The organism is Pedococcus sp. NPDC057267 (assembly GCF_042668795.1).
In the GTDB taxonomy this organism is placed as follows: domain Bacteria; phylum Actinomycetota; class Actinomycetes; order Actinomycetales; family Dermatophilaceae; genus Pedococcus.
Genome location: NZ_JBHUYG010000117.1, coordinates 1 through 12458, shown reverse-complemented (window position 1 = coordinate 12458; position 12458 = coordinate 1). Strand labels below are relative to the sequence as shown.

At 73.4% G+C, this 12458-nt stretch carries 14 protein-coding genes; 10 read left to right on the top strand and 4 right to left on the bottom strand.

The features are described 5' to 3' along the window. Positions 1-25: 25 nt before the first annotated feature. Positions 26-697, bottom strand: a complete 672-nt coding sequence (locus tag ACFUC1_RS18440) for a hypothetical protein (protein WP_379122412.1) — start codon at positions 695-697, stop codon at positions 26-28. Between the two features lie 303 nt (positions 698-1000). Between ACFUC1_RS18440 and ACFUC1_RS18435 the strand changes: the two genes are divergently transcribed. Beyond that, complete coding sequence (locus ACFUC1_RS18435) at positions 1001-1600, top strand: DUF4126 domain-containing protein (protein ID WP_379122410.1); 600 nt, start codon at positions 1001-1003, stop codon at positions 1598-1600. Between the two features lie 6 nt (positions 1601-1606). Here the strand turns inward: ACFUC1_RS18435 and ACFUC1_RS18430 are convergent, their stop codons facing one another. Beyond that, entirely contained in the window at positions 1607-3277 is a 1671-nt protein-coding gene (locus tag ACFUC1_RS18430) for an ABC-F family ATP-binding cassette domain-containing protein (RefSeq protein ID WP_379122408.1), read from the bottom strand. Between the two features lie 133 nt (positions 3278-3410). Between ACFUC1_RS18430 and ACFUC1_RS18425 the strand changes: the two genes are divergently transcribed. Continuing rightward, complete coding sequence (locus ACFUC1_RS18425) at positions 3411-4187, top strand: CPBP family intramembrane glutamic endopeptidase (protein ID WP_379122406.1); 777 nt, start codon at positions 3411-3413, stop codon at positions 4185-4187. Here the strand turns inward: ACFUC1_RS18425 and rsmI are convergent. Continuing rightward, on the bottom strand, positions 4180-5010 hold the full coding sequence (gene rsmI, locus ACFUC1_RS18420) for a 16S rRNA (cytidine(1402)-2'-O)-methyltransferase (RefSeq protein ID WP_379122404.1): 831 nt from the start codon (positions 5008-5010) through the stop codon (positions 4180-4182). The two genes, ACFUC1_RS18425 and rsmI, sit on opposite strands and share 8 nt — an antisense overlap. A gap of 50 nt (positions 5011-5060) precedes the next feature. Here rsmI and ACFUC1_RS18415 point away from each other — a divergent pair, with 50 nt between their 5' ends. From ACFUC1_RS18415 to ACFUC1_RS18385, 7 genes are all read left to right on the top strand, one after another. Further along, complete coding sequence (locus ACFUC1_RS18415; protein ID WP_379122402.1) at positions 5061-6617, top strand: dolichyl-phosphate-mannose--protein mannosyltransferase; 1557 nt, start codon at positions 5061-5063, stop codon at positions 6615-6617. 10 nt (positions 6618-6627) lie between these two features. After that, the gene (locus ACFUC1_RS18410) at positions 6628-6888 is read left to right on the top strand and encodes a hypothetical protein (protein ID WP_379122400.1); all 261 of its coding nucleotides are present in this window, start codon (positions 6628-6630) and stop codon (positions 6886-6888) included. Between the two features lie 117 nt (positions 6889-7005). Next, the gene (locus tag ACFUC1_RS18405; RefSeq protein ID WP_379122398.1) at positions 7006-8085 is read left to right on the top strand and encodes a sigma-70 family RNA polymerase sigma factor; all 1080 of its coding nucleotides are present in this window, start codon (positions 7006-7008) and stop codon (positions 8083-8085) included. Positions 8086-8087: 2 nt separating this feature from the next. Beyond that, positions 8088-9008, top strand: a complete 921-nt coding sequence (locus ACFUC1_RS18400; protein ID WP_379122396.1) for an STAS domain-containing protein — start codon at positions 8088-8090, stop codon at positions 9006-9008. Beyond that, a complete protein-coding gene (locus ACFUC1_RS18395) occupies positions 9005-9409 on the top strand; it encodes an STAS domain-containing protein (protein WP_316006356.1) in 405 nt (134 codons plus the stop codon). The genes ACFUC1_RS18400 and ACFUC1_RS18395 overlap by 4 nt, the downstream gene beginning before the upstream one ends. Beyond that, the gene (locus ACFUC1_RS18390) at positions 9406-9747 is read left to right on the top strand and encodes a phosphatase RsbU N-terminal domain-containing protein (protein ID WP_379122394.1); all 342 of its coding nucleotides are present in this window, start codon (positions 9406-9408) and stop codon (positions 9745-9747) included. The genes ACFUC1_RS18395 and ACFUC1_RS18390 overlap by 4 nt, the downstream gene beginning before the upstream one ends. Before the next feature lie 150 nt (positions 9748-9897). Next, positions 9898-10431: an ABC transporter substrate-binding protein gene (locus ACFUC1_RS18385; RefSeq protein ID WP_379122392.1), complete on the top strand. Its 534-nt coding sequence runs from the start codon at positions 9898-9900 to the stop codon at positions 10429-10431. 364 nt (positions 10432-10795) lie between these two features. Here the strand turns inward: ACFUC1_RS18385 and ACFUC1_RS18380 are convergent, their stop codons facing one another. Then, entirely contained in the window at positions 10796-11710 is a 915-nt protein-coding gene (locus ACFUC1_RS18380) for a MerR family transcriptional regulator (protein WP_379122390.1), read from the bottom strand. A gap of 78 nt (positions 11711-11788) precedes the next feature. Between ACFUC1_RS18380 and ACFUC1_RS18375 the strand changes: the two genes are divergently transcribed. Continuing rightward, on the top strand, positions 11789-12370 hold the full coding sequence (locus tag ACFUC1_RS18375; RefSeq protein ID WP_379122388.1) for a hypothetical protein: 582 nt from the start codon (positions 11789-11791) through the stop codon (positions 12368-12370). Positions 12371-12458: the final 88 nt, after the last annotated feature.

The following is a 12458-nucleotide window of genomic DNA, read 5'->3' as shown; positions in this document are numbered from 1 at the left end:
ACGCGGCCCCGAGTCGGGTCGTGGGTCAGCCGACCGCGGTCACCACAAAGCTCACGTAGTGGTTGTCGCTGCCGTCCGCGCTGTGCACGTCGAGCCGGACGCTGCCGTCACCCGTGAGGGGTCCGCACAGGTTCTGGTCGATGACCATCTGGCCGCCCGGGACGAGCGCCTGCACCATCGGGATGGGGCAGCCGTTGCCGACACCCGCTCCCGAGGGGAACGTTCCCGCCGGGATGGTGATCGACCAGTTCCCCGGCCCGTTGTGCGTGACCGTGAACGCGCCGGTCCCGGACCAGATCGCCCCGGTGGAACCGAGGAACTCACCGGCGAACGTCTTCGGGGCGTCCTTGCCCGCGGGACCCTGCGGCCCGGTCGCCCCCGTGGCCCCGGCGGGTCCTGCGGGTCCCTGCGGACCCGTAGGGCCCTGCGGTCCGGCCGGGCCCTGCGGCCCCGCGGGCCCCTGCGGCCCGGCCGGCCCCTGGGGGCCGGTCTGGTTGAACGCCAGCACCTTCTCGTGCGTGCGGCACTTCTGGCCCTCCGGCACCACCCTCACGTTGCCGTTGGTCGTGTTGTAACAGGCGTGGATGACGCCGTCGGCGCCCGGGATGAGGCCGGCCGCCCACGCGGTACCCCCCGTCGCCCCGATGCCGACGACTGCTGCGGCGGCCACTGCGACGCCGCGCTTGCTGAACTGCATGACGAATCCTCCGAACTGCGTGGTAAGGGTCGAGCTGGATCGGGCAGGAGCCGGCGCGCGCCGCCCGCAGAGGACCGCTCAGGGGTCGTGGTCCGTCAGGACGCACCCAGCATGGCGAGCAGGGGCCCGGCCGGTGGCGGGTTTGACGATTTCTTGACGTTTGCCGCGGCATGTCTCCGCAAAGGTCGCGTTGGTGCCGTTTCCCCGCGCCGGTCGCCCCCCGGTGCCGGAACCGGGCGCCCGGGACCCGCGTCGAGTAGACATGTCCGCATCGGGCGCGACGCGCCCACGGGAGGTCTCCGCATGATCGCCGCACTCACCGGCGCCGGGCTCTCGGCCGCCGCCGGGCTCAACGCCTACATCCCGTTCCTGCTCGTGGCCCTCGTCGCCCGCTTCACGGACGTGATCACGCTGCCGCAGTCCTACGCCTGGATCGAGTCGTGGTGGGCCATCGGTATCGGCGCCGTGCTCCTGCTCGCCGAGGTGGTGCTCGACAAGGTCCCGGCGGTGGACTCGGTCAACGACGCGGTCCAGACCTTCATCCGGCCCAGCATGGGCGGACTCGTCTTCGCCGCGACGTCGGCCGCCTCCGACCTCGACCACTCCACCTGGATGGCCGACCACCCGTTCGTGGGCGTCATCCTCGGCATCCTCGTCTCCGGCCTGGTGCACACCGGCAAGATGGCCGCCCGGCCGGCGATCAACGCCGGTACCCTGGGCTTCGGGGCACCGGTCGTCTCGACCGTGGAGGACGGCGCGTCGGTCGGCATCAGCCTCGTCGCCGTGTTCCTGCCGGTCCTGGTGGTCGTCGTGCTGGTCGCCCTCGCGTGGCTGCTCGTCTGGCTCTGGCTCCGGGTCCGCCGCTGGCGGCGGCGCCGCCGGGGACCCGCCCTCCCCTCCTGAGCCCGGTCAGAGGGCCTCGACGCCGACCTCGCCGCCGGCGACCAGCCAGCGGTGGGTCGGGTCGAGCGACTCGACCAGCTCGAGGTCGTGGCTGACCACGACGAGCGTGCCCGTGAACGCCACCAGCGCCTCCTGCAGCTGCTCGATCGCGACCACGTCGAGGTGGTTCGTCGGCTCGTCAAGCACCACGGTGTTGACCTCGCGACCCTGGAAGACCGCCATGAGCGCCCGCGTCCGCTCCCCCATCGACAGGCTGCGCGAGGGTCGGGCGACGTGCTGCGGCCCCAGCCCAAACTTCGCCAGCAGCGTGCGGACCTCCCCCGGCTCCCGCTCACGCCCGGTCCGCCGGTCGGGACCGAGGGCGGCCCGCACCACGTCGACGACGCTCGCGTCGCCGTCGAGCAGCGAGCGGCCCTGGTCGAGCACCCCCAGCTGCACCCGCGTCCCGAGGCTCTGCCGCCCCGCTGTGAGCGGCAGCGCCCCGAACAGCGCAGACAGCAACGTCGTCTTGCCGCTGCCGTTGTCCCCCGTGACGGCGACCCGGTCGCCGCGCCCGAGCGACACGTCGACCGGCCCGAGGCGGAAGCCCCCGCGCTCGACCACCGCTCCGGTCAGGCTCGCGACCACGTCCGACGACGGCGGGCCCTCGGTGAGGGCGTAGCGCAGCTGCCACTCCTTGCGCGGCTGCTCGACGACGTCGAGCCGATCGACCGCCCGGGTGGCCCGTGCCGCCTTCGCCAGCTGGCGGTCGGCCCGGGCCCGGTTCTTCTCGCGGATGAACTTGTCCGCCTCGCTGCGGGTCACCGTGGCCCGCGTGACGGAGGCCCGTCCCCGGTCGGCCCAGCCCTGCCGCTGGCGCGCCTGGGCGAGCAGCCCGTCGCGGGCGCCCGCGTACTCCTCGTACTCCTGCCAGGTCTGGCGGCGGGCGAGGTCGCGCTGGCGGACGTAGTCGCTCCAGCCGCCGGCATACCGGTTCACCCGCTGCTGGTGCAGGTCGAGCTCGAGGACGTCGGTCGCGACGTCGTCGAGGAAGGCGCGGTCGTGGCTCGCGACCAGCACCGGGCCGTCGTGACCCAGCACGAAGTCGGTCACCAGCTCCGTCCCGCGGCGGTCGAGGTTGTTGGTCGGCTCGTCCAGCAGCAGCACGTCGTACCGGCTGAGCAGCACGGCCACCAGCGACGCCCGCGCCGCCTGCCCGCCGGACAGGCTGCCGAGGGCAAGGCCCGGGTCGACCGCGAGGCCGACGCGCTCGGCGACCTCCGGCAGGCGCTCGTCGAGGTCCGCGGCCCCGAGGGCGAGCCAGCGCTCCAGCGCCACGGCATACCGGTCGGCGGAGCCCGCCTCGCCGGTCGCCATCGCGGCGGCCGCCTCCTGGAGCTCGCGGTCCGCGTCGGCGACGCCGGTGCGGCGGCGCGCGTACGCCAGGAGCGTCTCGGTGGCGTCGGGCAGCACCTGCGGCAGCCAGGCGATCGTCGCGTCGCCGGGCGCGAGGCGGACGCTGCCGCGCTCGACCGGCAGCTCGCCGACGAGCACGCGCAGCAGGGTCGACTTGCCGGAGCCGTTGGGGCCGACGACCGCGGTGACGTCCCCGTCGGCGACGACGAGGTCGAGGCCGGAGAAGAGCGGGCGGGCGCCGAAGGCCACGTCGATGTCGTGGACGGTGAGGGTGGTGGACATGCACATCCTGGGGTCGAGGAGGGCCCCGCGCGCGGGGTCAGGGGCTCGGCTGCTCAGGAGAGGTCCACGGCGGCAACGGTAGACAGGCGGCCGCGCCCGGGTCCACCGGATTTCCCCGGGTTACCCTCCCGCTGTGACCGTGGACGCTGCAGGGACCCGCGCGAGGCCGCGGACGCTCGTCACCGAGACCGTGCTCGTCCTGGGGGTCAGCCTCGGCGCCTCGGCCGTGTGGTCGCTGCTGTCGCTCGTCGACAAGCTGACCCAGCACAAGGCGCTCAACCAGCAGACGACCGCCATGAACTCCTCGGTGACCCCGGACCGGCCGTGGCTCGACCTCACCTACCAGCTCGTCGGCATCGTCGTCGCGCTCGTGCCCGTCGTCCTCGCCCTCCACCTGCTCACCCGCGACCGCGAGGACGCCCGGTACGCCATCGGCTTCGACCTGCGCCAGCCCACGCGCGACCTGTGGCGCGGTGCGGCGCTCGCCGCCGTCGTCGGCATACCCGGTCTGGGCCTGTATGCCGCGGCGAAGGCGCTGGGCTTCAACACCACCGTGGCCGCGGCGAACCTGTCGGACCACTGGTGGACGGTCCCCGTGCTCGTCCTCGCCGCCGCGCAGAACGCGGTGCTCGAGGAGGTCGTCATGATCGGCTACCTCTACACGCGGTGGCTGCGGGCGGGGTGGTCGCTGCCGGCGGTGATGCTCGTGTCAGCCGTGGTGCGCGGGTCGTACCACCTCTACCAGGGCTTCGGCGGCTTCGTCGGCAACCTCGTCATGGGGCTGCTCTTCGGGTTCGTCTACACCCGCACCCGGAGGGTCGGCCCGCTCGTCGTCGCGCACACCCTGCTCGACGTGGTGGCCTTCGTCGGCTACGCCCTGCTGAAGAACCACCTGAGCTTCCTCACCTGACGGCGGCGTCGTAGAGCGCCTTCTTCGACAGGCCGGTCGCCGCGGCCACCTCGGCGCAGACGTCCTTGAGCCGTTCGCCCGCCTCCACGCGGGCCCGTATGCCGGGCAGCGCCTCCTCGACGCTGGTCGCCGCCGCGGTCGCGCCGCCGACGACGACGGTGATCTCGCCGCGGACGCCCTCGGCCGCCCACTCGGCGAGCTCCGCGAGGCCGCCGCGGCGGACCTCCTCGTAGGTCTTGGTGAGCTCGCGACAGACCGCGGCCGGCCGGTCGGCGCCGAACGCCTCGGCCATCGCCGCCAGCGTCGCGTCGATCCGGTGCGGCGCCTCGAAGAACACCATCGTGCGCCGCTCGTCGGCGAGGCCCGCGAGGGCGCGGCCGCGCTCCCCCGCCTTGCGCGGCAGGAACCCCTCGAAGCAGAACCGGTCGACCGGCAGCCCCGACACCGCGAGCGCCATGAGCACAGCACTGGGCCCGGGCACGCACGTGACCCGCACCCCGGCCGCCACGGCCGCACCCACGAGCCGGTACCCCGGGTCGGACACGGACGGCATACCGGCGTCGGTGACGACGACCACCCGCTCGCCGGCCAGGAGCCGCTGGACCAGCTCCGGCGTCCGGGACGCCTCGTTGTGCTCGTGGTAGCTCAGGACCGATCCGCCGGGCGACACGCCGAGCTCGGCGCACAGGCGGCGCAGCCGGCGCGTGTCCTCGGCTGCGACGACATCGGCCCCCACGAGCTCCTGGGCCAGCCGCGGCGCGGCGTCCCGGGGGTCGCCGATCGGCGTGGCGGCGAGGACGAGGACGCCGGGTTCGGGGCTCACCCGGCCATCCTGTCAGGGGCGGACCGGGACCGTTGCATACGATGACGCGCATGACCCGGGTGGACCAGCTGCGATCCCGCCTGCTCGGGTTCCGGCCCACGGACACCCTGTGGGGGTGGCTCGGGCCGTTGTTCTTCGCCGTCGTGGGCGGCATCCTGCGGTTCTGGTCGCTCGACCGGCCCCACCAGCTGGTCTTCGACGAGACGTACTACGTCAAGCAGGGCGTCTCGATGCTCGACTACGGCGTCGAGATGCGGGTGCCCGACACGATCAAGAAGCCGGACGAGCTCTTCACCAACGGCACGCCGGACGTCTTCGGCACGCAGGGCGACCTCGTCGTCCACCCGCCGGTGGGCAAGTGGATCATCGCCGTGGGCGAGCAGCTGTTCGGGCAGACCTCGTCGTGGGGCTGGCGGTTCTCGGTCTGCGTGCTGGGGACGCTGTCGATCCTCATGGTCGGGCGCGCGGCGCGGCGGCTGTTCGGGTCCTCGCTGCTGGGGACGATCGCGGCGTTCCTCGTGGCCTTCGAGGGCCACCACTTCGTGCAGTCGCGCACCGGGCTGCTCGACCTCATCGTCATGTTCTGGGCACTGGCGGCGTTCTGCGCACTGCTCATCGACCGCGACCGCACGCGCGAGATCCTCGCCGAGAAGGTCGCAGCCATGTCGGTGCGCGAGCTGGCGACCGGCCAGGGACCGTGGCTCAGGTGGCGGCCGTGGCGCTGGGTCGCCGGCATCAGCCTGGGCCTGTGCGCCGGCACCAAGTGGTCCGGCCTGTTCTTCCTCGCCGCCTTCGGGTTGATGACGGTGTTCTGGGACCTGGGGGCCCGCCGGGCCGCCGGGGTGCGGCACTGGTTCACCGGTGCGGTCGTGCGCGACGGCCTCTACGCCGCCGTCGTCATGTGCGGGACGGCGGTGGCGACGTACCTCGCGTCCTGGGTCGGCTGGTTCCGCTCCCCGAGCGGCTACGACCGGCAGTGGGCCGTGCAGAACCCGGGCCAGGGCGTGCAGTGGATGCCGCCGGCACTGCGCTCGCTGTGGCAGTACCACCAGGAGATCTACACCTTCCACGTCAACCTGCACGACAACCACCCGTACAAGACCAACCCGTGGTCGTGGGTCGTCCAGGGCCGGCCGACGTCGTTCTTCTACGAGGGGCCCAAGCAGGGTCAGGACGGCTGCGTGGTCGCCCAGTGCAGCAAGGCGATCACCTCCATCGGGACCGTCTCGGTCTGGTGGCTGGGTGCCGTCGCGATCGTGGTCCTGCTGTTCTACTGGCTGTTCCACCGCGACTGGCGGGCCGGCGCGATCCTCGCCGGGCTGGCCGGCGGCTACCTGCCGTGGTTCGGCCTGGAGGAGCGGACGATCTACTCCTTCTACACGGTGGCCTTCGAGCCGTGGATCATCTTCGGCGTGGTGTTCGTCCTCGGCCTCGTCCTCGGCCGGCGCACCGACTCCTGGCGCCGGCGCGAGGTCGGCCTCTACGTCGTGGGCGCCTACTGCCTGCTGACGCTGGCGCTGTTCGCGTTCTTCTGGCCGATCTACACCGCGCAGGTCATCCCGCAGAGCCAGTGGTCGCTGCGCATGTGGTTCCCGAGCTGGGTCTGACCGGGCTCCCGTGACGCGCATCGAGTTCGCCCCCGGCAGCGCGCCGATGATGCTCGAGGACGAGGACGTCGCCCGGCTCGACGCCGCGAACGCGACGCTGCGGGCGGTGCTGCGCGAGGTGCGCGACACCATGGCGGGAGTGCCCTCCGATGAGGTGTATGCCGCGCTGCGGGCCGGCATCGCCGACCGTGTGGCCGAGGGCTTCGTCGTCGACGAGCGCAGCCTGCGGGCCGACGCCGAGGCGATCAGCGAGGGCACCCTCTTCGGCTGAGGCCGACCGCTCGCCCGGCGCGCGGTGGACCGCAAGGGAGGTCCGCCCACCCGCGTGGGAGGCGAAACCGCAGGTCAACGGGCGTGCGAGTTCCGCGCAGGAGCGTAGGGTCACCACGTGGCCACGGCCGAGGCGGCACCGCCGCCGCAGGACGAGGGACGCGCGGGCGACGTCGCGGGCCTCATCCCGATGGTGCGCCGGATCGTCCGGGCCCGGGTGGGAGCGCACCCGCAGGCGGACGACCTCGTCCAGGAGGTCCTCGTCCGCGTCCTGGCCGCCGAGGACCGGATCGAGCCGGGGATGCTCGAGCCGTACGCCATCGCCACCGCACGCAACGTGGTCGCGTCGATGTGGCGCCAGGACGACCGCGCCGCCCGCAACCGGCACCGCGTCCACGACCCCACCGAGCCCGACGCCCCCGACGAGCTCGTCGTCGCCTCCGAGGAGCAGGAGGCCGTCAGCGTCGCACTCGAGCGGCTCACCGCCCGCGAGCGCCAGGTCCTGCTGGCCCACGAGGTCTCCGGCCAGGACACGCACAGCCTGGCCGAGGAGTCCGGCTCCACGGCGGGCGCAGTGGCGGCGCAGCTGAAGCGCACCCGGGCGCGGCTGCGGGTGGAGTACCTGCTGGCCCTCGAGCACACCGAGCCACCGACGGAGCAGTGCCGGCCGGTCCTGCTCGCCCTGTCCGGGGCGGACCGCCGCCGGCAGCGCGAGGTCGACGCGGCCCGGCACCTCCTGGAGTGCGAGCTGTGCTCGCGGCTGAGCCAGCCCCTGCTCGGGCGGGGACCGGCCCGCGACGACGAGGTGCGCGTGCCGATCGGCGCCGACCCCGACGTCGTCGCGGCACGTCAGGCGGCACGCGAGCTCGCCGCCCGGGCGGGCTTCACGGGGTCCGACCTCACGGTGCTCGCCACGGCGGTCTCGGAGATCGCCCGCAACATCGTCCGGTTCACCGACGGCGGCGAGATCGTCGTCGAGCTGCTCGACTCGCCCCGGCGCGGCATCCGGGTGGTGGCCCGGGACACCGGCCCGGGGATCAGGGACGTCCAGCAGGCCCTGACCGACGGGTACAGCACCTACGACGGCCTCGGCCTGGGGCTGCCGGGGGCGCGCCGTTTGATGGACGAGTTCAGCATCGCCAGCGAGCCGGGCCGGGGCACGACCGTGAGCATGACCAAGTGGTTCGAGAGAGGATGACGATGGACACCGAGAGGGACACCGGGCAGGCCCTGCAGGACGACGACCGGCAGCTCAGCGGGGGTGGCCAGCACGGGGACGGCACGCAGCTGCTGCCGCAGCTCGTCGCCCACCTGCGCGAGCACCGTGCGAAGCTGCGCGACGAGTGGGCGTCACGGATCCGCGAGGCCCACCTCCTCGAGGCGATGACCCCGCAGGAGATGGCGGCCGAGACCACGTCGGTCTACGACAACTACGTCGAGGTGCTCGAGACGGGCAGCGTGGAGGCGTTGCAGCACTACGCCCGCGACCTGTCCGAGCGGATCATCCCCCGGGGCGTCGAGACGCACGAGGTCGTCGGCATCGTGCTCCTCCTGCGCGACGTGCTGGCCCGGTCGCTGTTCGAGAAGTACCAGCGCGACTTCGGCCTGCTCAACTCGGTCCTCGACGCCTACGAGCCCGCTGCGAACCGCATCGCCAACACGGTGGCGGTGAGCTTCGTGGAGGAGCGCGAGCGCGTCATCCGCCAGCAGCAGGACGCCATCCGCGAGCTGTCGACGCCGGTCCTCCCCGTGCGCGAGCGGCTGCTGATCCTGCCCATCATCGGCGTCCTGGACCAACAGCGGGCCCGGCAGCTCACCGAGCAGCTGCTGGCCGGCATACGCACCCACCGCGCCAAGGTCGTCGTCATCGACATCACCGGCGCACCCGACGTGGACCACACCGTGGCGAACCACCTCGTGCAGACGGTCGACGCGTCACGGCTCATGGGTGCGAGCGTCATCATCACGGGGCTGTCGCCGACGATCGCGCAGACGCTCGTGACGCTCGGCGTCGACCTCAGCAAGATGAACACCATCGGTGACCTCCAGGGAGGCCTCGAGGAGGCCGAGCGGCTGCTCGGGTACACCGTGACGCGAAAGGACGTGGCAACGGGCTCGTGAGCTCCGGACCGGCACTCGTCTCGATCCTGCGACAGGGACACACCCTGGTCGCGTCGATCCACACTGCCCTGGACGACACCGAGATGCTCCGGTTCCGCTCCGACCTGATCGCGGCGATCGGGGAGCACCGGTCCCGCGGCGTCATCATCGACGTGGCCGCACTGGACGTGCTCGACAGCTTCGGCGCCCGGACCCTGCGCACCATCGCCGAGATGGCACGGCTGCGCGGCGCGGTCACCGTGATCGTCGGGATCCAGCCGGACGTGGCGTTCGCCATGGTCCAGCTCGGCATGGGCACGGGCAACGTCCCGACCGCCCTCGACCTCGAGGAGGGCCTGGCCTACCTCGCCGAGGCCACCGGGCGGCCCGTGCCCACCGCCGTGCGCGACGACGGGGCGTGAGCGCGGTGCATGCCGAGGCGCTGGCCCGCGACTACCGCGCGGCGTTCCTGCGGTACCTGCCGCGCCGCAGCGAGGCGGCGCTCGCGGCAGGGTACGACCTCGGCCACCGCGCCGTCGAGGACGGGGTCAGCGTGCTCGACCTGGCCCACGTGCACCACGCGGTGCTCACCGAGGTGCTCGAGCAGTCCCCCGGCGGGGACGTGCGCGGCATCGCCACGGCGGCGTCGGAGTTCCTCCTCGAGGTGCTGGCCACGGTCGACCTCGTGCAGCGGGCCAGCAGCGCGGCTCCGGCTCGCCAGCAGGCCGGGGCGTCGGACGCCGATCCCGCCGACGCATGACGCGGGCGAGCGGGGTCGATCTGCCGCAGGGCTGCGCGTCCCTCGCCTGAGGTCGGGGCCGGACCCCCGCGTCACGCGGCGCCACGCACGGACTCATCACCCCCGTACGGCCCACACGATGGGCTTCCGAGCACGAGGAGTGAGACCCGCATGATGCTACGAACCAAGCTCGTCGGAACCAGCACCGCCGTCGTCCTCGCCGGGGCACTGGGCCTCGTCCCTGCCGCGGCGGCGAACGCCGCGCCTGCACCCCAGGCGCCCGCGGCCGTCGCCCCTGCGGCGACCACGCTCCCGGTGACCGGCACGCTCGCAGACGGCACGGCCTTCACCGGGCAGCTGAGCAACCTGTCGACCAGCGTCGTCAACGGCGTCCTCATGCTGAGCGGCACCATCAGCGGCACCGGCATCCCGGCGGGCGGCACCCAGTTCACCGCCCCGATCCAGAGCCTCGCGACCCCGAACGGGTGCTCGATCCTGACGCTGGACCTCGGGGCCATCCACCTCGACCTGCTCGGCCTGGTCGTCGACCTCGCGCCGGTGAACCTCGCCGTCACCGCGGTCCCGGGTGCCGGCAACCTCCTCGGCAACCTGCTGTGCGCCGTGGCGGGTCTGCTGGACGGCAACGGCTCGCTGACCGGCCTCTCGGTCCTGCTGAACCGCCTGCTCACCGGCCTGGGCCTCTGAGGCAGGACCACGGATGCGCCACGGTCCGCTGACTGCCGGGGGGCGGGCGGGCCGTGGTGCCGGGCCGGGCAGGCGCCGCCACCCCCTCACCGCGGCGCCTGTCCTCGGCCGCTCGGCCGAGCCGCGCGACCGGGCCACACGACCGCGCGGCGGCCGAGGGGCTGACGGCGCCGCCGCGGGTGGTTCCACGGCGGCGCCGCAGGCCACGACCCCGTAGTCCCCGGTCGAGGATTCGCGCAGGCCGCAGACCTCGGGCCGCGGCCCCGACGGGGGTGGCCCGGGGGAGGGGTCCGCCGCGGGCCGCGACCCCCGGTCCCTTCCCACCGGTCCGGGAGCTCAAACATCGCAACCCGGGGGGCCGGGCTCAGCGCAACGCTGACCGGACCAGCTGGGCAGCGGACGACAGCCGTGCGGGCAGCGGGGTGGCGCCGGTGACGTCACCTGCGGCGTGTCCCCCGACGTAGACCACCGGCACCCCGGCGTCGTGCAGCACCTCGGCGGTCGAGCTCGCGGCCTCGACGTCCCGGGAGTGCGCAGCCGAGATGACGACCGCGCGGGGCGCACTGGCCCGGACCACCGCGGGCCAGCTGTCCAGGGGCACGTCCGGGCCGAGGTACAGCACGTCCAGGCCCGCCCGGAGCAGGCACACGGCGAAGGCCAGCACCGGCAGCTCGTGCCGGCTCCCGGGCGGGAGGCCGACCAGGACCCGGGGACCCTGCGCCCCCGAGGCCTCGAAGAGCGCGGCCAGCCGGCGCATCACCGCCGAGGAGACGAAGTGCTCCCCCGCCACGTCCACGTCGCCCGCCTCCCACGCCGCGCCCAGCACACCGAGGGAGGGCATGAGCCAGTCGTCGATGACACGGTCGACCGACGCGAGCGAGAACGCCTCGTCGAGGGCCTGCTGCAGGGCCACGGGGTCGAACCGCGCGGCGACCCTCGTCAGCGTCCCGTGGTCGGCCAGCGGCGAACCCGCCGTCGCGGGTGTCCCGGGGGCGACGGGGCCTCCCGGCGACTCCTGCGCGGTGACCGGCGACGCCTCCCCGGCCATCCTTGCCGCCCGCCGGGCCGGGATGCCCGAGTCCACGAGCACGCGCATCCGGCGGACGACCTCGACGTCGTCATCGCTGTAGGAGCGGTACGCGGTCGAGGTCCTGCTGGGGCTCACGACGCCGTACCGCGTCTCCCAGGCCCTCAGGGTGCCCGGCGCGACACCGGTCAGCTCGGCGACGTCGCCGATCGAGTGGCGTCCCTCCGTCCCCGTCGGCCCCATCCACCTCATCCCTCTACTAAAGATTGCGCAACGTCAGGTCCTGTGCAACGTTCAGGGTACGCCGCAGCCCAACGAAAGGACCCTCTCATGCTCCGCACCCGCACCGCCGCCGGTCTCGCCGCCGCCGGCGCCCTCGCGCTCGCCACCGCGGTCGCAACCCCTGCCTCCGCCTCCACCACCGGGGACCAGCAGGGCAACGGGACCACGACCGTCGTGCTGAACCCGGCCCTGGTGCCCACCCTCGTCGACACCCTCAAGGTCCGTACCGTGACCCCGGGCATGCTGTCCGCGCCGGGCGGCGTGGCGCAGGTGTCGTTCCCCATCACGCGGATCAAGGGTGGCGTCATCTCGCACGTGGGTGGGCTGGAGTTCACCCCTGTCGGTGGTGGTGACCTGAAGATCACGAAGTTCGACGTCGACACCAACACCGGCTACCTGACGGCCGTCACCCGGCTCAACGGGAAGAAGCTTCCCTCCCGCGTCAAGATCTTCGCGCTGGGTGCGGTCCAGCCCGTCAACGGCGCCGCCCCGGCCTGCGCGGGGGTCCCGGCCGGCCTGACGCTCACCTCGGACGCGGCCAACGCGCTCGGCGCCCCGTCGTTCGCGGGCGCCTTCGTCGGCGACGCCTGCGTGGTGCCCGCGACGGACGGCCACGGCGACGACGACTGACTGTGAGGATTCCCGTCGCAGCCTTATGGTGCTGGGCTGTCGCTGGTGGCCGCGGGCGTGACCCTTCGACTGACTGGCTTCGTGCCTT

What these genes read in the sequence shown, in the direction of transcription:
- ACFUC1_RS18415 (WP_379122402.1), top strand. Translation starts at nt 5,061, where the DNA reads ATGACCCGGGTGGACCAGCTGCGATCCCGCCTGCTCGGGTTCCGGCCC.
- ACFUC1_RS18435 (WP_379122410.1), top strand. Translation starts at nt 1,001, where the DNA reads ATGATCGCCGCACTCACCGGCGCCGGGCTCTCGGCCGCCGCCGGGCTC.
- ACFUC1_RS18400 (WP_379122396.1), top strand. Translation starts at nt 8,088, where the DNA reads ATGGACACCGAGAGGGACACCGGGCAGGCCCTGCAGGACGACGACCGG.
- ACFUC1_RS18430 (WP_379122408.1), bottom strand. Translation starts at nt 3,277, where the DNA reads ATGTCCACCACCCTCACCGTCCACGACATCGACGTGGCCTTCGGCGCC.
- ACFUC1_RS18385 (WP_379122392.1), top strand. Translation starts at nt 9,898, where the DNA reads ATGATGCTACGAACCAAGCTCGTCGGAACCAGCACCGCCGTCGTCCTC.
- ACFUC1_RS18380 (WP_379122390.1), bottom strand. Translation starts at nt 11,710, where the DNA reads ATGAGGTGGATGGGGCCGACGGGGACGGAGGGACGCCACTCGATCGGC.
- ACFUC1_RS18375 (WP_379122388.1), top strand. Translation starts at nt 11,789, where the DNA reads ATGCTCCGCACCCGCACCGCCGCCGGTCTCGCCGCCGCCGGCGCCCTC.
- ACFUC1_RS18440 (WP_379122412.1), bottom strand. Translation starts at nt 697, where the DNA reads ATGCAGTTCAGCAAGCGCGGCGTCGCAGTGGCCGCCGCAGCAGTCGTC.